The sequence below is a fragment of the Pseudomonas nitroreducens TX1 genome, assembly GCF_000313755.1.
Classification (GTDB): domain Bacteria; phylum Pseudomonadota; class Gammaproteobacteria; order Pseudomonadales; family Pseudomonadaceae; genus Pseudomonas; species Pseudomonas nitroreducens_A.
The window spans coordinates 200,612-223,275 of the sequence record NZ_AMZB01000136.1; the positions used below are offsets into that span (position 1 = coordinate 200,612).

General features: G+C 67.0%; 22 protein-coding genes. 10 read left to right on the plus strand and 12 right to left on the minus strand.

Annotation, left to right across the window (positions count from 1 at the left end):
* Positions 1-46 precede the first annotated feature (46 nt).
* Both C167_RS0128600 and C167_RS0128605 read right to left on the minus strand, forming a co-directional pair.
* Positions 47-523: an NYN domain-containing protein gene (locus C167_RS0128600; RefSeq protein ID WP_017521758.1), complete on the minus strand. Its 477-nt coding sequence runs from the start codon at positions 521-523 to the stop codon at positions 47-49.
* 80 nt (positions 524-603) lie between these two features.
* The gene (locus C167_RS0128605; RefSeq protein ID WP_017521759.1) at positions 604-1,320 is read right to left on the minus strand and encodes a DUF2076 domain-containing protein; all 717 of its coding nucleotides are present in this window, start codon (positions 1,318-1,320) and stop codon (positions 604-606) included.
* Between the two features lie 157 nt (positions 1,321-1,477).
* Between C167_RS0128605 and C167_RS0128610 the strand changes: the two genes are divergently transcribed.
* Together C167_RS0128610 and C167_RS0128615 are read left to right on the plus strand one after the other, a co-directional pair.
* Positions 1,478-2,128: a hypothetical protein gene (locus C167_RS0128610; RefSeq protein WP_017521760.1), complete on the plus strand. Its 651-nt coding sequence runs from the start codon at positions 1,478-1,480 to the stop codon at positions 2,126-2,128.
* A gap of 88 nt (positions 2,129-2,216) precedes the next feature.
* Positions 2,217-2,648 (plus strand): VOC family protein, encoded by a 432-nt coding sequence (locus C167_RS0128615; RefSeq protein ID WP_017521761.1) that lies wholly within the window; start codon positions 2,217-2,219, stop codon positions 2,646-2,648.
* Positions 2,649-2,807: 159 nt separating this feature from the next.
* Here the strand turns inward: C167_RS0128615 and C167_RS0128620 are convergent, their stop codons facing one another.
* The gene (locus tag C167_RS0128620) at positions 2,808-3,644 is read right to left on the minus strand and encodes an SDR family oxidoreductase (protein ID WP_017521762.1); all 837 of its coding nucleotides are present in this window, start codon (positions 3,642-3,644) and stop codon (positions 2,808-2,810) included.
* 153 nt (positions 3,645-3,797) lie between these two features.
* Here C167_RS0128620 and C167_RS0128625 point away from each other — a divergent pair, with 153 nt between their 5' ends.
* Positions 3,798-4,880 (plus strand): endonuclease/exonuclease/phosphatase family protein, encoded by a 1,083-nt coding sequence (locus C167_RS0128625; protein WP_017521763.1) that lies wholly within the window; start codon positions 3,798-3,800, stop codon positions 4,878-4,880.
* A 104-nt stretch (positions 4,881-4,984) separates the two neighbouring features.
* On the plus strand, positions 4,985-5,749 hold the full coding sequence (locus tag C167_RS33060) for a substrate-binding periplasmic protein (protein ID WP_017521764.1): 765 nt from the start codon (positions 4,985-4,987) through the stop codon (positions 5,747-5,749).
* 406 nt (positions 5,750-6,155) lie between these two features.
* On the opposite strand, the gene hrpB is transcribed toward C167_RS33060, so the two are convergent.
* Entirely contained in the window at positions 6,156-8,687 is a 2,532-nt protein-coding gene (gene hrpB / locus C167_RS0128635) for an ATP-dependent helicase HrpB (RefSeq protein WP_017521765.1), read from the minus strand.
* A 193-nt stretch (positions 8,688-8,880) separates the two neighbouring features.
* On the opposite strand from hrpB, the gene C167_RS0128640 reads away from it, so the two are divergent.
* The 3 genes from C167_RS0128640 to C167_RS0128650 are packed head-to-tail and all read left to right on the plus strand — an operon-like array spanning position 8,881 to position 10,707.
* Positions 8,881-9,297 carry a polyribonucleotide nucleotidyltransferase (polynucleotide phosphorylase) gene (locus C167_RS0128640; protein ID WP_017521766.1) on the plus strand — a complete coding sequence of 139 codons (417 nt, stop codon included), beginning with the start codon at positions 8,881-8,883 and terminating at the stop codon, positions 9,295-9,297.
* A gap of 1 nt (position 9,298) precedes the next feature.
* Positions 9,299-9,811: a DinB family protein gene (locus tag C167_RS0128645; RefSeq protein ID WP_017521767.1), complete on the plus strand. Its 513-nt coding sequence runs from the start codon at positions 9,299-9,301 to the stop codon at positions 9,809-9,811.
* Complete coding sequence (locus tag C167_RS0128650) at positions 9,811-10,707, plus strand: cation diffusion facilitator family transporter (protein ID WP_017521768.1); 897 nt, start codon at positions 9,811-9,813, stop codon at positions 10,705-10,707. The genes C167_RS0128645 and C167_RS0128650 overlap by 1 nt, the downstream gene beginning before the upstream one ends.
* Here the strand turns inward: C167_RS0128650 and C167_RS35330 are convergent.
* Positions 10,700-11,803, minus strand: a complete 1,104-nt coding sequence (locus C167_RS35330; RefSeq protein ID WP_081596736.1) for a DUF6515 family protein — start codon at positions 11,801-11,803, stop codon at positions 10,700-10,702. The two genes, C167_RS0128650 and C167_RS35330, sit on opposite strands and share 8 nt — an antisense overlap.
* A gap of 442 nt (positions 11,804-12,245) precedes the next feature.
* Between C167_RS35330 and C167_RS0128665 the strand changes: the two genes are divergently transcribed.
* Positions 12,246-12,725 carry an Lrp/AsnC family transcriptional regulator gene (locus tag C167_RS0128665; RefSeq protein ID WP_017521771.1) on the plus strand — a complete coding sequence of 160 codons (480 nt, stop codon included), beginning with the start codon at positions 12,246-12,248 and terminating at the stop codon, positions 12,723-12,725.
* 610 nt (positions 12,726-13,335) lie between these two features.
* Positions 13,336-13,539, plus strand: coding sequence for a DUF2788 domain-containing protein (locus C167_RS0128670; protein ID WP_017521772.1), 204 nt, complete (start codon positions 13,336-13,338; stop codon positions 13,537-13,539).
* Positions 13,540-13,559: 20 nt separating this feature from the next.
* Here the strand turns inward: C167_RS0128670 and C167_RS0128675 are convergent, their stop codons facing one another.
* Positions 13,560-14,126, minus strand: a complete 567-nt coding sequence (locus C167_RS0128675; protein WP_017521773.1) for a pseudouridine synthase — start codon at positions 14,124-14,126, stop codon at positions 13,560-13,562.
* A 151-nt stretch (positions 14,127-14,277) separates the two neighbouring features.
* Here C167_RS0128675 and C167_RS0128680 point away from each other — a divergent pair, with 151 nt between their 5' ends.
* Positions 14,278-15,330 (plus strand): MBL fold metallo-hydrolase, encoded by a 1,053-nt coding sequence (locus C167_RS0128680; protein ID WP_017521774.1) that lies wholly within the window; start codon positions 14,278-14,280, stop codon positions 15,328-15,330.
* Positions 15,331-15,496: 166 nt separating this feature from the next.
* Here the strand turns inward: C167_RS0128680 and C167_RS0128685 are convergent, their stop codons facing one another.
* The 6 genes from C167_RS0128685 to C167_RS0128710 all read right to left on the minus strand — a co-directional run bounded on the left by C167_RS0128685 (position 15,497) and on the right by C167_RS0128710 (position 22,468).
* Positions 15,497-16,060: a hypothetical protein gene (locus tag C167_RS0128685; protein ID WP_017521775.1), complete on the minus strand. Its 564-nt coding sequence runs from the start codon at positions 16,058-16,060 to the stop codon at positions 15,497-15,499.
* A 116-nt stretch (positions 16,061-16,176) separates the two neighbouring features.
* Positions 16,177-16,953 carry a deoxyribose-phosphate aldolase gene (gene deoC / locus C167_RS0128690; RefSeq protein WP_017521776.1) on the minus strand — a complete coding sequence of 259 codons (777 nt, stop codon included), beginning with the start codon at positions 16,951-16,953 and terminating at the stop codon, positions 16,177-16,179.
* A 205-nt stretch (positions 16,954-17,158) separates the two neighbouring features.
* Positions 17,159-18,634: an AMP nucleosidase gene (amn, locus tag C167_RS0128695; protein ID WP_017521777.1), complete on the minus strand. Its 1,476-nt coding sequence runs from the start codon at positions 18,632-18,634 to the stop codon at positions 17,159-17,161.
* A 132-nt stretch (positions 18,635-18,766) separates the two neighbouring features.
* A complete protein-coding gene (locus C167_RS0128700; protein WP_017521778.1) occupies positions 18,767-20,416 on the minus strand; it encodes an acyl-CoA dehydrogenase family protein in 1,650 nt (549 codons plus the stop codon).
* On the minus strand, positions 20,413-21,096 hold the full coding sequence (locus tag C167_RS0128705) for a TetR/AcrR family transcriptional regulator (RefSeq protein ID WP_017521779.1): 684 nt from the start codon (positions 21,094-21,096) through the stop codon (positions 20,413-20,415). Before C167_RS0128705 ends, C167_RS0128700 begins: the two co-directional genes overlap by 4 nt.
* A 121-nt stretch (positions 21,097-21,217) precedes the next feature.
* Complete coding sequence (locus tag C167_RS0128710) at positions 21,218-22,468, minus strand: OprD family porin (protein WP_017521780.1); 1,251 nt, start codon at positions 22,466-22,468, stop codon at positions 21,218-21,220.
* Between the last annotated feature and the right edge of the window lie 196 nt (positions 22,469-22,664).

Genomic DNA, 22,664 nt, shown 5'->3' on the forward strand with positions numbered 1-22,664 from the left:
GCGCTCGCGAAAAACGATTCGAATGGGCGGCATTGTAGCCGCAGGGTCAGGAACGCAGCAGCAGCGCGCCTTCGATGGGCACGTAGCGGCTGGCCGCGCGGATCAGCGCCTGGGCGGTGAGGCCCGGCACGCCGTAGGCGGTGGCGTCGGTGCCGCCAGCGCGGACACGGTCGAGCAGCAGGTCGAAATCGCCGTCGCCAGAGGCCAGGACGATCTCGTCCACGTTCGGCGCGGCGTCGAGGATGTCGATGGTGATGCCGACGTCCCAGTCGCCCTTGGCCGAACCGTCGGCGCGCTGGATATAGGGCTTGAGCTTCACGGTGAAGCCCAGCTTGCGCAGGATCTGCTGGAACTGCTGCTGCTTCGCGTCGCCGCGGTCGATGGCGTAGGCGTAGGCCTGGACGATAATGCCCTGGGCACTCAGCTCGGCCCACAGGGCGGCGTAGTTGAAGTGGCAGCCGTAGGCCTGACGCACGGTGTAGTAGAGGTTCTGCACGTCGGCGAACAGGGCGATGGTCTTCAACGGTGACTCCGGGACTCGAACAGCGGGGGCGCATTATCGGCACAGCGGCGCGCCCCCGCCAGTCCCGGCGGGCGGGCGGCTCAGCTGAACAGGTCGCCGTCGTCGCCGCCGAAGAAGCCGGAGTCGTCACCGTCGTCGTAGTTGGCGTCACTGAAGTTGCTGTCGGCATAGCGGTCGCCGCCGCCAAAGGAGTCGTCGTCCGTCCGCGAATCATCGAAGTTCGACGGCTCCGGCTGCACCGGTGCCTGCTCCTGGATCACCTCGACGATTTCCTGCGGCTGGTTGTGGTGGAACATGCTGGTCAGCAGGTCAGCCACCATCACGCCGCCAGCCACGCCGGCCGCGGTCTGCAACGCGCCGCGCAGGAAACCGCCGCCCTGGGGCGCGGCCTGGGCAGGCTGGGACGGACGGAAGTCGTTGGGATTGCTGGCGTAACCGGCGCTGCCGCCGGGCTGGGAGAAACGCGTCTGCCCCCAGCCGTCGGGGCGCTGCTGGGTTTGCGCCGGACGCGGCTCCTGGCTCTGGCCACCACCGAACAGGCCGGCGAGGAAGCCGCCGCTGCTCGGACGGCTCTCCTTCGCCTGGGCTTCCAGCTCCTTGACGCGCTGGTCCAGGCGCTTGATCGCCGCTTCCTGGATCAGCATCGCCTGGGCCATGTAGTACGGCGCCGCCGGCTGTTGCACCAGGTGCCGGTTGATCTGCGCCTCGGCCTGGGCATCGCGCGGCGCGGTCTGCGCCTCGGCGTCGCGCAGGCGGGTGAACAGACCATCGATCAGGGATTGCTCTTCGGAATTCATGGCAGGCCTCGAGTGAGCGGGTGGTTCGGCAGAACGTTGCCTCTGCAACATTGGATCGGCTCGCAAAAAAACAAGTTCCGATCGCAGAATTCTGGCGTCTTCAGCTGAGGGTTTGCTTAAGTTAGAGTCGAAGCCCTCGGACAGTATCGGGTTACTGATGAATCCCCTCTCCATCCTCCGCGACACCTGGTTCTTCTTCTCCCGTCATCTGGGCACCCTGGTGCCGCTGTGCCTGCCCTGGATCGTCATCGAGACGCTGGTGCAGCAGCAGATCAACGTTGCCGCCGGCTCGCAGAATTTCGCCCCCTGGGGCATGGCCGCGGGCCTGGTGTTCTACCCGATCTACACCGCCAGCCTGATCCTCTTCATGATCGACGCGGGCGAAGGCGTGGAGCGCGGCGTCCGCGACCTCTGGAGCGCGGCGCTGCGGTTGTGGCCGGCGTTCGCCCTGCTCTCGGCGATCACCTCGCTGCTGATAGTGCTCGGCCTGTACCTGATGGTGCTGCCGGGCATCTTCGTGATGATCAAGCTGGCCTTCGCCGAATTTCTCCTGGTGCAACGCGGCCGCGCGCCCATCGACGCCATGCGCGAGAGCTTCGCTCAGACTACCGGGCACTTCTTCCTGTTGCTGATGACCTCCCTGGTGATACTCGCGCCGGTGTGGCTCGCCGAAGGCTGGATCACCGAGACCGGCCAGGACTCGCCGGTACTGGGCATCGCGCTGCACTCGCTCAGCGGTTTTTTCCAGCTGCTGCTGACGGTGGCCGCCTACCGCATCTTCATCCTGCTCGGCCGCGAAGCCGCCTGAGCGGCAGCAAGTCGCAACACATCCTCCGGCAAGCCGCGCGCTGGCGTTCTACGCTGGAGTCTCCTTTCACCGAGTAAGGAGACTCGCCGTGAGCGACTTCCCTCCCAGCTGCCTTTCGCACATTTCCATCGGCACCAATGATTACCCGCGCGCCAAGGCGTTCTACGACGCGGTGCTGCCGACCCTGGGCTGCCAGCCGATCATGGAACACCCCGGTGCCGTGGCGTATGGCCGCGTATTTCCCGAATTCTGGCTGCAGACGCCCATCGACGGCCGCCCGGCCAGCGTGGGCAACGGCACGCATTTCGGCTTCATGGCCAATTCCCGCGAGGAAGTGGACGCTTTCTACCGCGCCGCGATTGCCGCCGGCGCGACCGACGACGGCGCGCCCGGCCCGCGCCCGCAGTATGGCGCTCCTTACTACGGCTGCTTCATCCGCGACCTGGACGGGCACAAGATCGAGGCATCGTTCTGGGACATGGCGCTGGCAGGTGGTGGGTTCGACACGCACTCGCATTGATCTGAACGGATCTTCATAAAGGGTATTGCCGCCTGGCCGCTGGGTTCGTCGTTCTGCCCAACGGTCCCCTCTCCCGCTTGCGGGGGAGGGCTAGGGAGGGGGAGCGCCCTCTCCCCAACCCTCTCCCTGAAGGGAGAGGGAGCAAGAGCCCCCGGACATTCAGTTTCCGGGCTTGAGCCCCGACATCTTCGGCACCAGCAGTTTCTCGAACAGACGCGGGAAGAAGCGCGCCAGTATGCGCGCCCGCCAGTTGACGTTGGACAGCACCAGCAGTCGCCGGCGACGCAAGGCCCCCTGGTAGATCGCCTCGGCCACGTCGCGCGGCGAGGCCACTTCCGCGCCCAGCACCACGGTTGGCTGGCGAATCACCGAGCCGTCGCCCACCAGGGCGTTCTTGCGCAGATCGGTAGCGGTGAAACCCGGGCACGCCAGGGTGACCGCCACCCCCGTGCCGTCCAGCTCCATGCGCAGCGTGTCGAACAGCCCGTGCAGTGCATGCTTGCTGGCGTTGTAGGCGCTGCGGTAGAGCAGCGGGGCGAAGCCGGTCAGCGAACTGAGCACGACAATCTGCCCGTGCCGCGCCAGCAGGCTGGGCAACGCCGCCTGGGTGCAGTGCAGCGCCCCATAGAAGTTCACCGCCATCACCCGCCGGAAGACCGCCAGCTCGGTCTCGATGAACAGGCTGCGGTGGGTGATGCCGGCGTTGTTCACCAGCACGTCGATGCCGCCGAAGCGCTCGACGGCAAGCGCCACTGCACGCTCCACCGCCTCAGCGTCGGCGATGTCGCAGCGCAGGCCGAGGGCTTCGACGTTCAGGTGCTCGCGCAGGTGCTGCACCAGGCTGTCCAGCGCCGCCTGGTCGAGGTCGAGGATCACCGGGTGCGCACCGGCCTGGGCGAAGCGCAGCACCAGGGCGCGACCGATGCCGGAACAGCCGCCGCTGACCAGCACCACCTTGCGCCGGAAGGTCGAATGGGAGAAGCGTGGGCGGGGCATGGCAGTCTCCCGAAGCCCGCAGGGCGCGATGTTGACGTCTTGCGAACTACATCTCACACGGTTTCAGGATAATTCCCACATTAAACACAGAGGTGAAATACAAAGTCGCAACCACTATCCTCTGGACCCAACAAGCATAGCCCCTGGTCACCCATGAGCCTCTCGCTTCGCCGCCGCCTACTTTTCGTATTGTTGGTTGCCCTGCTGCTCGTCGTCACCGCTGCCGCCTGGCTGCTGGCCTGGCACCCCGCCGAGCGCGAGGCGGTCGCCGTGCAGTGCCGTGCACCCGCGCCGCAACTGCAGCCGGGGCAGGCGCTGAAGGTGATGACCTGGAACGTCCAGTACCTGGCCGGCAAGCGCTACATCTTCTGGGACGACCTGCCCGACACCACCGGCCCCGACGACAGCCCCAGCCCCGAGGACATCGCCTACAGCCTCGACGAAGTGGTGCGGGTGATCCGCGACGAAGCGCCGGACATCGTCCTGCTGCAGGAGGTCGACGACGGTGCCGCCGCCACCGGCAAGCAGGACCAGCAGGCGCTCATCGGCGACCGGCTGACCGACCTCTACCCCTGCTCCACCGCCGCCTTCGACTGGAAGGCACGCTTCGATCCCAACCCTCACGTATTCGGCAGCGCCGGACGCAAGCTGGTGACCTTCAGCCGCTTCCAGATCAGTGGGGGCGAGCGCATCGCCTTGCCGCAGCGCTCGTCCATTCCGCTGCTGCATCTGTTCGCCCCGCAGCCGGCGATGCTGCAAAGCGACCTGCCAATCCGCGGCGGTGGCCAGTTCAGCGTGATCAACACGCGGCTGGAGCGCCCCAACGGCGACGACACGCCGCAACGCCAGGTCGAGGCCGTTGAAGCCCACCTGAACACCCTGCAAGCTGCCGGCCGCCCCTGGTTGCTAGGCGGCGACCTCGGCCTGCTGCCGCTGGGCCAGTACCCCTACCTGCCGGAGGTGCTGCGCGCGCCCTACCGCGCCAACAGCGAACTGAACCTGCTGGCGGCGCGCTTCCCGGTGGTCCCAGCTGTCGAGGAGTCCAGCGGTGCCGAGCAGGAGAAGTGGTACACCCACTTCCCCAATGACCCGCGCGTGCACAAGCCCGATCGCACCCTCGACTACCTGTTCCACAGTCCCAGCCTGAACCGCCTCGATGCCGGCGTGCGCAGCCACGACACCCTGCGCATCTCCAACCATCTGCCGCTGTCCGCGCGCTTCCTGCTGCCTCACTGAGCGCTGCGGCACAAGGTCGCTGGCGGAAGCTGGACAGGAGCGACGTGGCGGTCGCATGCTCGGCCCGCTTCGAACAAAAACGATAACGAGCACTCGGGCCATCCATGCATTTGCGCCGTCTCGCCGGGCTGATCCTCGCCCTGTTCTGCCTTAATGCCCTCGCCGTCGACAGGCCCACGCTGGCCGACCGGCTGCCGCATCCGCTGCCCGCCTTGACCGTCGGCTACTATGAATTCCCGCCCTACACCTACACGGCCCCGGACGGCACCACCCGCGGCAGCGGCGCCGAGATGGTCCGGCGCATCCTGCTCAAGGCCGGCTACCGCGCCGACTTCCGCCCGCTGCCCAGCGCCCGCCTCTACCTGGGCCTGCAGGACGGCAGCGTGCAGCTGTGGGCCGGCGCACCGGGCAAGCCGGAGCTGGTGGACAGCACGCTGGAATGCGAACGCGTGCTGGGGCACGTCGAACTGAACCTTTACCGCCTGGCCTCGCGCCCGTCGCCGCAGTTGCCCGAAGGGCTGACCGGAAGCCGGATGATCCTGATCAGCGGCTACAGCTACTGGCGGCCGATCACCGAAATGCTCGAAGACCCGAAGCTCCAGCTGGAAGTGCACCGCACCAGCACCCACGCCGCTGCCCTGCAGATGCTCGAACGCGGCCGCGGCGACTACCTGATCGACTACCAGACGCCGGTGGAGCAGGCACGCCGGGAGCTGAACATGGCGCCCCTGGCCTTCGACAACCTGTACAGCGTGCCGACCAAGCTCATCGTCTCCCGCCACGCCCCCAACGCCGAAGCCCTGCGCGCACGGCTGGACCACGCCTACGACGAACTGCAGGCGGCCGGCTACGACATGAAATTGCCCTGAGCGAAAGAACCGAGTCACCCCCCCTGTAGGAAAAGCGGTCGTGCTGCACAACCGTATGCAGCCTGATCCATGGGTAGGAGCGGACGCCGTCCGCGATTGGCCACCCGCCACTCCCGACCATCCCGGATGAATCGCACCTACCGAATCGCCACCCGTTTCACCCACTGAGGGCGGGCTCCACCTGTAGGAGCGCGCCATGCGCGCGATCGCGGGCATGGCCCGCTACGACTTGATATTTCGTGCCGGGGCCTGCCCTCTCCCCCGCCCTATCCCTGAAGGGAGAGGGAGCTGTCCGTGCCGGCTGACGCCATGGATTCCTCCTGCACCGACCGGTCCCCTCGCCCTTCAGGGAGAGGGGAAACCCTCGGTACAGACTTGCAAATTGTTGCTCCTGAACAGGCCCTGCTCAGCTCTTGCGCGGCTTCGCCCGCGCCGTAGGCTCGGCGATCAGCGGGTCGTCCGGCCAGTAGTGCTTGGGGTAACGGCCCTTCAGGTCCTTTTTCACCTCGGCGTAGGTGCTGCGCCAGAAGTTGGCCAGGTCCTGGGTCACCTGCACCGGGCGTTGCGCCGGTGACAGCAGGTGCAGCTTCACCGCCACCCGTCCACCCGCGATCCGCGGGGTGTCGGCAAGGCCGAACAGCTCCTGCAGGCGAACGGCAAGCACCGGCGGAAACTCGCTGTAGTCCAGGCGGATGTTCGAGCCCGACGGCACCTGCAGCGCGCGCGGCGCCTGCTCGTCCAGCCGTTGCGGCAGCGGCCAGGACAGCAGCGCGTGGAGAATCCCGCTCAGCTCCAGGTTGGCGAAGTGCGACAGCCGCGAAACCTTGCCCAGGTAGGGCAGCAACCAGTCGTCCAGCGAAGCCAGCAGCGCGGAGTCGCTGACATCCGGCCACTCGCTCTCGCCCTTGCCGTCCAGATCGAGCCGACGCAGCAAGGCGATGCGCGCCTGCCACTGGCGCAATTCCGGCGTCCACGGCAGCAGCTCCAGCCCCTTGCGCCGCACCAGCCCGAGCAGCGCGCGGCTGCGGGCCTCGGCGTCCAGGTTGGGCAGCGCCTCGGTGGACAGCACCAGTTCGCCGACCTTGCGCTGGCGTTCGGCCCGCAACACGCCTTCGCGCTCGTCCCAGTCCAGTTCGTCGTGGACGCTGACCTGCTCGGCCAGGATCGACTCGAACAACGCCGGCTCCAGCGCCGCCGCCAGGTAGATGCGCTCCTCGCGCTGTCCCTGGCGGCTGCCCAGGTCGGCGATCACCAGCCAGGGCTCTTTCATCAGCGCATCCGGCTCGCCGAACTGCGCGGCGCGGCCGTTGGCCAGGCGGTATTCGCCACCGCCGGCGCGGCGTTGGCGGGCAATGCGGTCTGGGTAGGCGAATGCCAGCAGGCCGCCGAGCCAGCGCGGGTGATCGGGGTCGGCCACCGGTTCGCGGACCGGGCCACGCAGGTAGCCCTTGAACTGCCGCGCCAGCTGCCGCACCCGCTGCACCGCACCGCGACTGGCACGCGGGGCATTCTGCTCGCCGGCCAGCAGGGCGATGCGGTGGTGCAGGTCGGCGTCGTTGCCACGCAGGATGTCACGCTCGCCGAGCAGCGCGGCGAGATCGCAGGCCAGCGCGCCCAGCCCCAGCGCATGACCACGCAGCAGCAGATGGGCGATACGCGGGTGCGCCGGTACCTCGGCCATGGCCTGGCCGTGGGGCGTGAGGCTGCCGCCACCGGCGCGGGAGGCCAGCGCGCCAAGGCGCTCCAGCAAGTCCTGCGCCTGGGCATAAGCGGCGGCGGGCGGCAGGTCGAGCCAGGCCAGCTCCTGCGGGGCGACGCCCCAGCGCGCCAGTTGCAGGGCGAGGCCAGCCAGATCGGCCTGGAGGATTTCCGCCGCGCCATAGGCCGGCAACTGATCGTGCTGCGCCTCGGACCACAGGCGGTAGCAGGCGCCCGGCTCCAGTCGTCCGGCACGGCCGGTGCGCTGGGTGGCGGAGGCGCGGGAGATACGCTGGGTGTCCAGGCGGGTCATGCCACTGCCCGGATCGAATCGCGGCACCCGCGCCAGCCCGGCATCCACGACCACCCGCACGCCGTCGATGGTCAGGCTGGTCTCGGCAATGTTGGTCGCTAGCACGACCTTGCGCTTGCCCACCGGAGCGGGCTCGATGGCGGCACGCTGGGCATCGAGGTCCAGCTCGCCGTGCAGCGGGCAGATGAGAACGTCGGGGCGAGCGGCCAGTGCCTCGCCCAGTTGTTCGGCGACGCGGCGAATCTCCGCCTGACCGGGGAGGAACACCAGCAGGCTGCCGGGCTCATCCGCCAGCGCCTGTTGCACTGTCTGCACCACGCGCGGCTCGAGGAACTCGCCGGCCTGCCACGGCCGCCCCCAGCGGATGTCCACCGGGAACATGCGACCCTCGCTGCGCACCACCGGCGCGTCGTCGAGCAGCGCGGACAGGCGCTCGCCCTCCAGCGTGGCGGACATCACCAGCACCTTGAGCGGCGGCTCGTCGCGCAGCAGCGCGCGACCGTTGAGCGTCAGCGCCAGCGCGAGGTCGGCATCCAGCGAGCGCTCGTGAAATTCGTCGAAGATCACCAGCCCCACACCTTCCAGCGCCGGGTCGTCCTGCAGGCGGCGGGCGAGGATGCCTTCAGTGACCACCTCGATGCGTGTCTTCGGTCCGACCCTGCTGTCCAGGCGGATGCGGTAGCCGACGGTCTCGCCGACCTTCTCGCCCAGTTCCGCGGCCAGTCTTTCGGCGGCGGCGCGGGCTGCCAGCCGGCGCGGTTCCAGCATCAGGATCGACTGTCCGTCCAGCCACGCCTCGCCCAGCAACGCCAGCGGCACGCGGGTGGTCTTGCCGGCGCCGGGCGGCGCTTCCAGCACCACTTCGTGGCGCGCGGCCAGGGCCTGGCGCAGGGCGGGAAGGACGCTGTCGATGGGAAGGGCGTTCATGCCGGCTCCTGGAACTCCAATTTCATAAGGCGGTAACCCGGAATACGCGGGGGGCGGCGATTATAGCGGGCGAACCGCGGTGCCAACTCAGCAGTCATAGAAGCAACGAGAACGCTGGCTAGTGCGAAACTGCCAGCAGCCGTTCAGGACTCGTTGTTATAGTTGTCCGCATCATCCTCCCGGAGGTTTTTTCATGCGTCTTGCCACCCGAGTGTCCTGTGCCGTTCTGAGCGCCGCCCTGTTCAGCCAGCTGACTGCCTGCGGCACCCTGTTCTACCCCGATCGCCGCGGCCAGATCGACGGCCGCATCGACCCGGCTGTCGCCGCCCTGGATGCCGTCGGCCTGTTGTTCTACGTCATCCCGGGCCTGATCGCCTTCGGCGTAGACTTCGCCACCGGCGCGATCTACCTGCCCGACGAGAAGTACTCGGTCGCACCGGAGAAGCTCAAGGATGCCGTGAGTGAAGACGGCAGCGTGGACAAGGCTAAACTCAAGGCGATCCTCGAGCGTGAAACCGGCCGCAGCCTGCCCCTGGACGACCCGCGTCTGATCCAGCGCAGCGGCAGCCTCCAACAACTCGCCAGCCTGGGCCTGCGCCCGGAGGCCTGATATGCACGGCGCTCTCGCTTCACACCTTCAGCAACTCCTGGCGTACCACCAGTGGGCCTACGAACGCATCCTGGAGGCCGTCGCGCCGCTGGATGAACAGGCCTACCGCGCACCGCGCGGGCTGTTCTTCGGCAGCCTGCACGTCACCCTCAACCACCTCGCGGTGGTCGATCGCATCTGGTTCGCCCGTGTGCAGCGAGAGCCCTGGCAGTTCGAACGACTCGATGCCGAGGCCGCGCCGGATCGCGCCAGCCTCGCCGAATTCCTCAACGACGGTGTCGGCGCCTGGCGCCTGTGGCTGAGCAGGCAGAGCGACGCCACCCTCGGCACCCAGCTGGACTACCGCAACATGGCCGGGCAGGAACACCGCCAGAGCCTGGCGAACATCGTCCAGCACCTGGTCAACCACGGCACCCACCACCGCGGGCAGATGAGCGCTGCGCTCACCGCGCTGGGCCAGAAGGCGCCGCTGCTGGACTACATCTACTTCCTGCCCGACCGCCTGGACACCTGATGCTCAAGCATGCCAGCCACGCCCACCTGATGCGGCTGGCGACCTTCGCGTCGCTCGGCGTCGCCACCACCCTGATCGTCGCCAAGGCCATCGCCTGGTGGCTCAGCGGCTCGGTCAGCCTGCTCGCCGGCCTCACCGACTCGCTGCTCGACGGTGCCGCGTCATTCCTCAACCTGCTGGCAGTGCACTACGCCATCCGCCCGGCGGACGATGACCACCGCTACGGCCACGGCAAGGCGGAATCGCTCTCGGGGCTGGCGCAGGCGCTGTTCATCGCGGTCAGCGCCCTGCTGGTCGGGGCCCAGGCCATCGACCGCCTGCAACATCCCGAACCGGTGGAAGCCGCAGGCTGGGGCATCGCGGTGATGATCCTGTCCCTGGCACTCACCGCCTGCCTGCTGATGGTGCAGGGTTATGTAGTGAAGATCACCGGCTCCAATGCCATCCGCGCCGACTCCCTGCACTATCGCTCCGATCTTCTGCTCAACAGCAGCATCCTGGTCGCCCTGCTGCTGGCGCAGTTCGGCTGGCAACAGATGGACGCCATCTTCGGCCTGGGCATCGCCCTGTACATTCTGTGGAGTTCCTTCCAGATCGCCCGCGAATCCGTCGCGGTGCTGATGGATGAAGAGCTGCCGCCCGACGTCAGCACGCGCATGCTCCAACTGGTTCGCGAGGTTCCCGGCGTGCTGGGCGCCCATGACCTGCGCACGAGGATTTCCGGCACCCACTGGTTCGTCCAGCTGCACCTGGAGCTGCCCGGCGAGCTGTCGCTGTCGAAGGCGCATCACCTGTGTGACGAAGCCGTGCTGGCGATCCACAGGGAATTCCCGCGGGCCGAGGTGCTGGTGCACGCCGACCCGCAGGAAGTGGTGGGTAAAGAGACCATCAGTTGACGCTATAGCCACGCCCGCTCAGGCAGGCGCCCAGGGCGCGGCGGTAGTTGTCGGCGACGTAGGCCGGCGGCGCGTAGTTCGCCGAGGCCGGGTCGAAGCCGCTCTGCTGCACCGCCCAGCCATGGCATTCATAGCGGTCGCGGGCCTGCTGGTCCCGCCCCTGGCCGTACAGCGGATAGGCGATCACGTCGTAGGGCGACTGCGCCGCCGCCACGGCCTGCTGCTGGGGCGGCGCGACCACTTCATAATCCTGTGAACCGGCCTGCCACATGTAATAGGTGCCGGCGGCGAGGAAATAGCCAATGCTGCCGATCCAGACCTGCTCGGCGTAGGACGGCAGGTAGCGCACCCGCGCCCCGTAAGGCGGGGTCACCACCACATAGCGCGAGCCGTAGGGGCGATACCAGTAGCCGTCGTTGAAGTAGTAGTCGCGACCGCGATAGGGCACGCGGTAGTGCCCGCTGGGCATGCTGTCCGTCACGTACCCGGGCCGCCAGTAGGACGGATGCGGCCCCCAATTGCCGTGGGAGGGCGGCGGGCGACCTTGCCAGCCGCCCGGCGGAGGACGGGTACCCCCTTGCCAACCGGCGCCGCCGTGGTCGTTACCCTGCCACTGCAAAGTGGTACCGCCGCCAATGGGACGGCCTTGCCACTGGCGTCCGCTGTCGCCGGAAGGGCGCGGGGCGGGCTGATGCTTGTCATCTGCGGAAGGACGACCTTGCCACGGCCCGCCATCGTTACCGTGCCATTGCCCATCATTATCGCCCTGGGGACGACCCTGCCATTGCCCACCGTTATTGCCCTGGGGACGGCCCTGCCATTGCCCACCGTTATTGCCCTGGGGATGGCCCTGCCATTGCCCACCGTTGTTGCCCTGCGGACGACTCTGCGACTGTCCGCCGGAGTTCTGCGGCGGGTGCGGCTGCCAGTTGCCCATGGGGCGCGACGGCCCCTGGCGGGTCATCGGTGATTGCCCGGCATTGGCGGACGGATGGCCCTGCCCCTGTATATCGGGCCCATCGGCCGCCAGCGCCTGGACCGCAACGGCCAGCGAAAGCACAGCGAACCAGGCGAACCGCCCGAATCCCGACTTCATGGAATCCTCACTTCGGCAACAGCCGAAACCAGTGATGTGACAATGCCATAGACCACGACACAGCGCCCGCATTGCAAGGCGCTGGGTAAAGTCAGGGTAAAGATGGAGGGACAGATCGCGGGCAAGAAAAAAGGGAGGCTCGTCAGCCTCCCTTTGTGGAATCTCGTCCTGCTCGTCGCTGTTGGCGCCGGCTCACCTCGCTCCGCCTTCTGGGCAGTGCGTAGCCCGGTGGCCGGCGCGATCCTGTGGGGTCGGCAAGCCGCGAAGCGCCTGATTGGGCGGATCGCAGGGGGACGTGATGTCCGGGCTGTGAATCTGGAAGAAATAGTAAAGCGACAGGCCGGGGAAATGATTGCTAAGATTGCTAACACAGGCACCACCTGAGCAACAAATTCCTAAAAATTACGCCACAAGCGCAATTAAATAGAAACACGAGGCTTTCATGGACAAGTTGGACCGCTACGACCTGCGCATTCTTGCCGAACTGCAACGCGATGCGCGCATCTCCAATCAGGAACTGGCCGAACGTATCGGACTATCTCCCTCCCCTTGTTCACGGCGGGTCAAGCAGCTCGAGGACGACGGCTACATCGTCCGCCAGGTCGCCCTGCTGGACAGCAAGAAGCTCGGCCTGAGCCTCACCGCCTTCGTACTGATCGGCATGGACCGCCACACACCGGAGCGTTTCGAGCACTTCCAGCAGATCATCGGCAAATGCCCCGAAGTGCTGGAATGCAGCCTGGTGACGGGTATGGACGCAGACTATCAGCTCAAGGTGATGGTGCCGGACATGGAACACTACCAGCACTTCCTGCTCGGCACCCTGACCCGCATCGAGGGCGTGACCAGCGTGCGCTCGAGCTTCGTGCTGCGCAATGTGATGGCCAGTACCGAGCTGCCGCTGGATCACCTGCGGGTCTGAGCCGGGAGGTTTTTTTGTAGGAGCGGAGCTTCTCCGCGATGCTTTTGGCTTGGGTGTTATGCGCCGCTTCGGCGTCCGCGCGGACTCCGTGTTTCGCCCCCTCGGGCAACCTCCTTTGGCAAACGCCCCATAGGAGGCAAAGGTCTCGCCCCTGCCATCCGGCTTTTCGCTTCGCGAAAAGTACCCTCGGTTCTTCGGAGTTCCAGGGGCCCGCCGCGAAGGGCCATCCCTGGCCCATCGCGGCTCTCGCGACATCCATGTCGCTCAACCCCTGAAACTTCGATCACCTTCGGCCTCCTGAAAGGGGCACTCCGGAGCGTGCGGATATCTCCCTGGAAGACCTCAAAGCACAGCGTCCGCCGGACAAGCCGCCCCTGCGACACAGCACCGCACCCCGCCTCCCGCAGAATCAAATCAATACCGCAGATTTCCCCACCAGCCGCGCCATGGCGGGGAATTGCCCGGCATTCCACCCAGCCCACAGCAGGAACTGATCATTTTATGAACGGTTCTGAACACCAAAGCACCGCATGCGTATAATGCGCGCCTTCTTCACCACCACCGCGTCCCGGCGTCCCTCGGACACCCTCCGCACCGGGCAGGAGCAGTAATGAACGAAAGTTTCGAAGACTGGATGATGTACGGCCTGGTGACCGGCCTGATCCTGTTCATGGCCTTCATCGTCTGGGACCTCGCCAAGAAGTCCAAGGCCGGCCGCATGGGCACCCTGGTGCTGTTCTTCGCACTGGGCCTGGGCGTGCTCGGCTTCCTGATCAAGTCCGTGGTCGTCGCCGGGCTCGAAGGCGGCTTCTGACCCACGCCCCACCCCGAGCCTCAGAGCTCGGGGCTGATTTCCCGCCACTGTCCCGGCTGCAGCCCATCCAACTGCCACGGCCCGATGCGCACGCGCACCAGGCGCAGCGTGGGCAGGCCGACCGCTGCCGTCATCCGCCGCACCTGGCGGTTGCGCCCCTCGCGGATCACCAGTTCCAGCCAGGCCGTCGGAATCGACTTGCGGAAGCGTACCGGCGGATCGCGCTCCCATAGCTGCGGCTCCACCAGCCGCCGGGCCTCGGCCGGCAGGGTCGGGCCGTCATTGAGCTGCACGCCCTTGCGCAGCTGTTCGAGCTGCTCGTCGCTCGGCTCGCCTTCCACCTGCACCCAATAGGTCTTCGGCAGCTTGTGCTTCGGATCGGCGATGCGCGCCTGCAAGCGACCATCATTGGTCAGCAGCAAAAGGCCCTCGCTGTCGCGGTCCAGGCGGCCGGCCGGGTAGATGCCCGGCACATCGACGAAATCCTTCAGCGTCGCGCGGCCCTCGCTGTCGTTGAACTGCGTCAGCACGTCGAACGGCTTGTTCAGCAGGATCAGCTTCGGTTGCGCTGGCGGCGCCTTGGCCACGCGGCGAGGCGCGGGACGGCTGGCGGGGCGGCGATTGCTGGGGCGCGGAGGACGGGGCATGGCGAAAAGACTGGTAACCGAGGTTGGGGGTACGGCGAATGCCCGGCATGCTAGGTTGTGCCGAGTACTCATCGCAAGAGCGCGCACGAGCATGCCCAAGAGCCACCCCACCTGGCTGATCACCCTGCAGAACCTCAGCGGTCGCCTCGGCGCCCGCTATCGCGGCCCGCAGACGGAGCATTTCGACGGCACCCGCTTCCACAACCTCGACCGCCGGCCGCACCATGGCCTGCGCGCCTTCCTCAAATGGCAGCGCGAACGCGGCCGCCAGCAGGAATGGATCGCCCAGCCCGGCCGCGATGAGCGCCCGGAAACTCCGGTGCGCGTCGAGGGCGATGAACTGCGCGTCACCTACATCAACCACGCCACCCTGCTGATCCAGCACCGTGGCCTGAACATCCTCACCGACCCGCTCTGGTGCGAGCGAACCAGCCCGTTCAGCTTCGTCGGCCCCAAGCGCGTGCATCCGCCAGGCCTGGCGCTGGACGAGTTGCCGGCGATCAACCTGATCCTGGTCAGTCACAACCACTACGACCACCTGGATATCCACAGCCTGCGCGAGCTGGCGCGGCGCTTCCCGTCGGCGAAGGTAGTGACGGGACTGGGCAACGGCGAGCTGATCCGCGCCTGCGGCTTCACCGATATCGCCGAGCTGGACTGGTGGCAGAGCCTGCCGATGCCCGAGGGCATGCTGCTCACCGGCGTGCCGGCGCAGCACTGGTCCGCGCGCTCGCGGCGCGACACCAACCGCACGCTGTGGATGGGTTTCGTGCTGCAGTCGCCGGATGGCCCGCTGCTGTTTCCCGGCGATACCGGGCTGGGCGAAGAGTTCGGCCTGATGTACGAGCGCTTCGGCCCCATGCGCTTCGCCGCCCTGCCCATCGGCGCCTACGAACCGCGCTGGTTCATGCGCCGCCACCATATGAACCCGGATGACGCCGTGCAGGCACACCAGCACCTGGACTCGCAGTGCAGCATGGCGATCCATTTCGGCACCTTCCGCCTGAGCGACGAAGGCCAGTTCACGCCGGTCAGCGACCTGGCGGCAGCGTTGCAGAAACGAGGCGTGGCGGCGGAGCGTTTCCGCGCGCCGAAGCCGGGGGAACAATGGCAGGTTCCACCGATGCCGGATGCATCCCTGTAGGAGCGAGCTTGCTCGCGAACGTGCATTCCGGCGACTTGGATGCTGGGCGGTTCGCGAGCGAGCTCGCTCCTACAAAAACCGTCAGAACGGTAGAACGGGTTATCCGGCGGCCCTTCTCGGCGGATAACGCTGGTGCGTTATTCGCCCTACGAAAAATCCCCTTGGGTCAGTTTTCGCGGACGCGCTTGCTGCAGCAGTTGCGATAACGCTTTCCGCTATTGCACGGACACGGCTTGTCGCCGCGGCCACCCAGCTCCAGCCAGCTTTCCAGGCGCTGGCGCATGGATTCACGGACTTCTCGGCGCTCGTCGTCCAACTGCGGTTTGCTCAGCTCGCGGCTGAGCCAGAGGTAGTCTTCCAGCAGCTCGTCACGCTGCAGCGCGTGCAGCTGTTCGGCCAGTGGCACGCCTTCGTAACGGCGCTTCGGGTCAGGCAGGAAGGCGATGGCCTCCCCGCCCGGCAACACGTTCCACAGGCGGCCCTGGGCGTCGCGCCAGCAGGCGCTAAAACGGCCGCGCAGCGCCAGGCCTGGCCACTCTTCCAGGCACCAGCCATCCACCCGCTCACCGCCCAGCCCTTGCACCGCCTTGCCCACGGAGAACCAGGGTTCGCCGGCGATGCTGTCGGGCAGGGGGAGCGGCGCGGCAACTTCGGGCGTGCCGTTTTCCACCAGTCGGCGGGCGAAACGGCGCAGCGGGTTGGTAAGGTGAGAAGGAGCGCGAAACGGCATGGGATCACCAGCGGAAAAGGTCGGCGAAGGTCCGACCGGAGGGACGCGCCACGGTTCCCCGTAGCGCGGTAGGCGAGCCTTCCAGGCCCGCCTCGGGTAGCGTCAATGCGCTCGGTTCAATTGCTGCGAGTGGAGATGGGCTTGGCTTCAACGCCCAGCTCGCGCAGTAGATCGTCGAGCAAGGCGGAGGCTCCGAAACGCAGGTGCTCGGGCGTTATCCACGCCGAGCCGAAACGCTCCTCCACCAGCGCCCGGTATTGCAGTGCGTCGGCCAGGCTGCGCAGCCCACCGGACACCTTCAGCCCGACCTTGCCGCCCGCCTCTTCGATGCATTCGAGCATCACCGTCACAGCTTCGGGCGTCGCGGGCGTGGTCGCCTTTCCGGTGCTGGTCTTGAGGAAGTCCGCACCGCCGGCAATGGCTTCGCGGCAGGCCGTGCGGATCAGCTCCGGATCCGCCAGCTCGCCGGTTTCCAGGATGACTTTCAGGCGATGGTAGGGACCACAGAGTGTCTTGCAGGTGCGGATCAGCTCCTCCGCAGCGGTGGCGTCGCCCGCCTTGAGCTTGCGCCAGGGATAGACCAGATCGATTTCATCAGCCCCCTCGGCGAGGGTCTTGCGCACCTCCTCCGCCACATCCGCCAGCGGCGCATTGCCGGCGGGGAAGTTGCACACGCTGGCGACCTTCACCGAGCGCCCGCCCAGGGTGTTGAGCGTACGCCGGGCAACGTGCACCAGCTTCGGCCACACGCACACCGCCGCCACTTCGCCGTATGGCGTCAGGGAACGGCGGCAGAGGTCCACGGTGCTTTGCAGGTCATCGCCGGCATTCAGCGAGGTCAGGTCCAGCAGGGCGAGCACACGGCCCGCCGGGGTCTTGCGAGGATCGGTCATCGGCAACTCTCTCCTTCGGCATTCTTCAGCCCCGCCTGCGAGGGCAACAAATCACCAGCACGCCCTCAAGGCCGTAGGGCGCATAACCTGGAACAGGTTATCCGCCGCAACCACCACGGCGGATAACGCTGGCGCGTTATGCGCCCTACACGGCAGCCGGGGCAACCACCATCGCCCTGGCAGGCGCTTCGCGCCCTGTCGCAGATCAGCGGAACGGCGGCTCGTCGAAGCTGCGCAGCTTGCGCGAGTGCAGCGAGTTGAGCTGGGTGCGCAGCAGGTCGACGGCGGCGATGCCGATGGACAGGTGCTGGCTCACCGCGCGCTGGTAGAAGGCCGTGGCAGCGCCGGGCAGCTTGATCTCGCTGTGCAGCGGCTTGTCCGACACGCACAGCAGCGTGCCATAGGGCACCCGCAGGCGATAACCCTGCGCGGCGATGGTGCCGCTTTCCATGTCGACCGCAATCGCTCGCGCCAGGTTGATCAGCGGGCGCTCCTGGGCCCAGTGCAGCTCCCAGTTGCGGTCGTCATAGGTGAGCACGGTGCCGGTGCGCAGGCGACGCTTGAGCTGGTCGCCGCGCTCGCCGGTCACCAGCGCGGCGGCTTCCTGCAATGCCAGTTGCACCTCGGCCAGCGCCGGGATCGGGATGTGCGGCGGCAGCACACGGTCGAGGATGCCGTCGCGGCGCATGTAGGCGTGGGCCAGCACGTAGTCGCCAATGGTCTGCGATTGGCGCAGGCCACCGCAGTGGCCAACCATGAGCCAGCAATGCGGACGCAGCACGGCGAGGTGGTCGGTGATGTTCTTCGCGTTGGACGGGCCGACGCCGATGTTCACCAGGGTCACGCCGTCGCCGTCTTCGGCGATCAGGTGGTAGGCCGGCATCTGGAAGCGGTGCCACTCGACGCTGGCGACGATGGCGTTCGCTTCCCCCTCGTCGGTGCCGCGCTCGATGATCACGTTGCCCGGCAGCACCATGCGCACGAAGCGCGGGTCGTCGCGCAGGCGCTCCAGGCCCAGGTGGATGAACTGGTCGACATAGCGGTGGTAGTTGGTCAGCAGAATCCACGGCTGCACATGGCGCCAGTCACTGCCGGTGTAATGCACCATGCGGCGCAGGGAGAAGTCGGTACGCGCGGCGTCGAACAGCGCCAGCGGCATCGGGTCGGCGTTCTCCCATTCGTACAGGCCGTCGGCCACGCCGTCGGAGGTGGCCGACAGGTCGGTACTGGGGAACACCCGCGCCAGTTCGGCGGCCGTCACGCCGGAACCTCCCAGCTCGTCGCCGCTCTCCACCACATAAGGGTAAGGTATGTTCTGCTGGCTGACGCCGACCTCCACCCGCACGGTGAAGTCCTCCATCAGCGGGCGCAGCTGCTCCAGCAGGTATTTGCGGAAGGCCTTGGGCTGGGTGATGGTCACCGCGTAGGTGCCGGGCACCTGGACCTTGGCGTAGGCGCGGGTGGTGGAGGGCACTTCGCCCTGGCACAGGTAGGTCACCCGCAGCAGGGGGTAGCGGAATTGTTCGCGCTGCTGCGCGTCGGGGACTTCGCGGTCCTTCAGGTACCGCTTCAGCGCCTGGTTCAGGGCGCCGGTGGCGCGCTCGTGGAGCACGGCCAGTTGATCGACGGCCTCTTCGGCAGTCTGCGCGACGAAGAACTCATCGCCAGTCGTAAGACTCATGGTGGGCATCCTGTCTGAACGATCAGCTCCATCTTGCCTGCTTCCGTCACAGAAAGGGATGACAGATTCAACACAGACGATCAGTGACAGGAGCGGGCCAGCTGCCCGTGGCGGGCAGCTGGCAAAGTTGCATTACGCCAGGTGCGGCGTCGAGCGCGCTACCAGCGCTTCCACATCCACCCCGCGCGGCAGGGTGCCGTAGACACGACCGCCATCGTCCAGGCGGCTGGCGATGAAGGCGTCGGAGACCACTGAGTTGCCCGCTTCCAGCAGCAGCTTGGCCTGCAGGGCGATGGCGACGTTCTCGGTGAGCTGGCGGGCGCGGTACTGGATGTCCTGGGTGTCGGCGAAGGACGCCTTGAGGTTGCCGATGAACGAGGCCAGTCGCGCGTCGCCGTGGCCATCGCCCAATTCGGCGAACAGCGCGTCGAGCACGCCCGGTTCCTTCGACAACGCACGCAGCACGTCCAGGCACTGCACGTTGCCGGAGCCTTCCCAGGTGGAGTTGACCGGCGCTTCGCGGTACAGGCGCGGGAGGATGGTGTCTTCGACGTAGCCGGCGCCGCCCAGGCATTCGGCGGCTTCGTTGATCATCGCGGGGGCGCGTTTGCAGATCCAGTACTTGCCCACGGCGGTGACCAGGCGGGCGAACTTGTCCTCCTGCTCGTCGTGCAGATGGTCCAGGGCGCGGCCCATGCGCATCGTCAGTGCCAGCGCGGCTTCGCTTTCCAGGGCCAGGTCCGCCAGCACGTTCTGCATCAGCGGCTGCTCGGCCAGCACGCGGCCACCGACCTGGCGGTAGGCGCAGTGGTGCGCGGCCTGGGTCAGTGCCTGGCGCATCAGGGAGCTGGAACCGATCATGCAGTCGAAGCGGGTCATGGCGACCATCTCGATGATGGTCGGCACGCCGCGGCCTTCCTCGCCGACCATCCAGGCCAGTGCGCCGCGGTATTCCACCTCGCTGGAGGCGTTGGACCAATTGCCCAGCTTGTTCTTCAGGCGCTGGATGTAGAACTCGTTACGGCTGCCGTCCGGACGGTGGCGCGGCAGCAGGAAGCAGGTCAGGCCCTTGTCGGTGTAGGCCAGGGTGAGGAAGGCATCGCACATGGGCGCCGAGCAGAACCATTTGTGGCCGACCAGTTCGTAGGCCTGGCCCGGGCCGGGAATGCCCACCGGATAGGCACGGGTGGTGTTGGCGCGCACGTCGGTGCCGCCCTGCTTCTCGGTCATGGCCATGCCGATGGTGGCGCCGGCCTTCTGCTCGATGGGCAGGTTGCGCGGGTCGTATTCGGTGGAGAGGATCTTCGGCAGCCACTTCTCGGCAATGTCCGCTTGCAGGCGGATCGCCGGCACGCTGGCGAAGGTCATGGTCAGCGGGCAGCCGGTGCCGGCTTCGGCCTGGCTGTGCAGGTAGCTCAGGCCCGCGCGGGCGACCTGGGCGCCGGCACGCGGGTCGGTCCAGGGCATGGAGGGAATGCCGGTCTCGATGGAGGCGCGCATCAGCTCGTGGTAGGCCGGGTGGAATTCGATCAGGTCAATGCGATGGCCGTAGCGGTCGTGGGACTTGAACACCGGCTTGTTCTCGTTGGCCAGGAAGCCCGCCGCCATCAATGGCCCGCCGGCCAGCGCACCGTAAGCGTCGAGCTTCTGCTCGGCGAAGCCGCCGTCATAGCGACGCACCCACTCCTGCAGCGGCAGGTCGATGCGATAAAGGTTGGCACCGTCCAGTGGCGGCACCTGGTTGGTCACTTCATGGGTTTCGGCGTACTGGTGCAGGCTCATGGCGGGTCCTCCGTGGCGATTGTGGGCGAGGCAGGCGTTGGCAGAACGGATGGGCGCGCCCCGACGGCGCGCAGGCAGAAGGTCACGAGGGCGTCGCTGACGTCCTCCAGGGAAGCGCTGGATTGCCCGGCATCCCGTGCCGCGCGGGCCGGCGGCGAGAGCGGGCCGATCAGAGCCTCGGCGATGGCGCCGACCAGGCAGGCGGCGGTCAGCTGCACCGACTGCGGCTGGAATTCGCCGGTGGCGATGCCCTGCTCCAGCAGGGTGACGAACAGCGCGGCGTAGGCTTCGCGGTAGATCAGGCGCTGCTCGTCCACTTCCGGATCGACCGGTTCAGCGATCAGCGCAAAGGCCAGTTGGCGGCTACCCCAGGCGCGCGCGGCGAACTGGTGCAGGCCACGGTTCAGGCGTTCGGAGGCGCTGCCGGGAGCTTTCAGCAGCTCGCCCAGGGTATCGACCTCACGCTGGCTGGCACGGGCGAAGACCTCGGCGGCCAGCTCGCCCTTGCCGCTGAAGTGCCGGTAGAGGCTGCCGGTGGCGATGCCGGCGTCATCCGCCAGGCCCTGCATGGTCAGCGCGCTGAAGCCGCCATCGGCAACCCGCGCCAGCGCCAGCGCGAGGATGCGCTCACGCTGTTCGCCGTCCTTTTGCAGGCGGGCCGGGGTTTGCCGGTAAGCCATGGTCTGAATCCTGATTCACTGCATGGAAAGCAGTGAATCACGGTTCAGACTTTGGCGGAAAGGGACATTCCCGCCACGGGCGGAGCGATTCTGGCCAAACCCCCACCGCTTATTTTCCCAGCTACCAGAGCGGCATCTGATAGCTGACGATCACCCGCGTCTCGTCGATATCGTTGCCGAAGTCGCTGCGGAAGGCGCCGTTGCGCACCTTGAAGCCGAGGTTCTTCAACGGGCCGTTCTGCACGACGTAGCCGATATCGGTGTCGCGCTCCCATTCCTTGCCGCGCCCCTGGCCATTGAGCAGGTCGATGTGGTCGCCCTGCAGGTAACGGGTCATGAAGGTCAGGCCGGGCAGGCCGAGGCCGGCGAAGTCGTAGTCGTAACGCACCTGCCAGGAGCGCTCGTCCTTGTTGGCGAAGTCGCCGATCTGCACGAAGTTGGTCAGGTACGGGTCGGTGCCGCTGAGGTAGGCGAAACCGGTGTCGCCGGACATGCGCTGGTAGCCCACGCCGAATCCGCTGCCACCGATGCGGTAGGTGAACAGTGCGTTGAGCGCGCGGTTGTCGACATTGCTGCCGCCGTCATCGGTGGAGCGCGCCCAGCGGATGTCGGACTTGAGCGATTGGCCCTCGGTGATCGGCAGGGTGTGCACCACACTCAGGTAGTGCTGGCGGTAGAAGTCCTCCAGGCCGCCGTAGTGGTAGCTGGTGCTGAGGTTGTCGGTCCAGCGGTAGGTGCCGCCGGCGAGGTTGAAGCGGTCGCTGCTGCTGTGGCTGCCGAGCACGATGTTGCGCTTGTTGCCACGGGTCATCGACAGGTCTTCCTCGTTGGTCGAGTCGCGCTGCTTCACCTGGCGAAGCTGGCCGATCTGTGTGGTGAGGCCGTCGATCTCGTTGATCTCGGCGAGGCCGCCCTGGAAGGTCTGCGGGGCCAGGCGGGTATCGTTGTACTGCACCACCGGCAACTTCGGCAGCAAGGTGCCGACCTTCAATGTGCTTTTCGAGGCGCGCAGCTTGGCGGTCAAGCCAAGGGAGCTGTAGTCGTCGGCAGCGCGCTTGTCGCTGGCCGAGTACGGCAGCAGACCGGAGCCGGTGCGGTCGGGGCTGGAGTCCAGCTTGATCCCCAGCAGGCCGAGCGCATCGACGCCCACGCCGACCGTGCCCTCGGTATAGCCGGACTCGAAGCGCAGCAGGAACCCCTGCGCCCACTCCTCGGATCTCGACTGGGCGGCACCGCTTTGGCGGTAGTCGCGGTTGAAGTAGAAATTGCGCAGTTCCAGGTTGGCCTTGCTGTCCGCGATGAAGTCCGCGTGGGCGAACAGGGGCAGGCAGGCGACGCTCGAAACGAGCGCCCGTACGGGAAGATTTTTCATTGTTGTTGTCTCTTCGTCAGGTGAGGTGAAGGCGGCGCCGCTGCTTCATGAAAGTCCGTGCAAGCCCATTCCCTCTCCTCTCCCTGAAGGGAGAGGGGACCGTTCGGTGCAGGTTGAAACCTTGGCGTCAGCCGGCACGGACAGCTCCCTCTCCCTTCAGGGAGAGGGCGGGGGGAGAGGGCAAGCCCAGGCACAG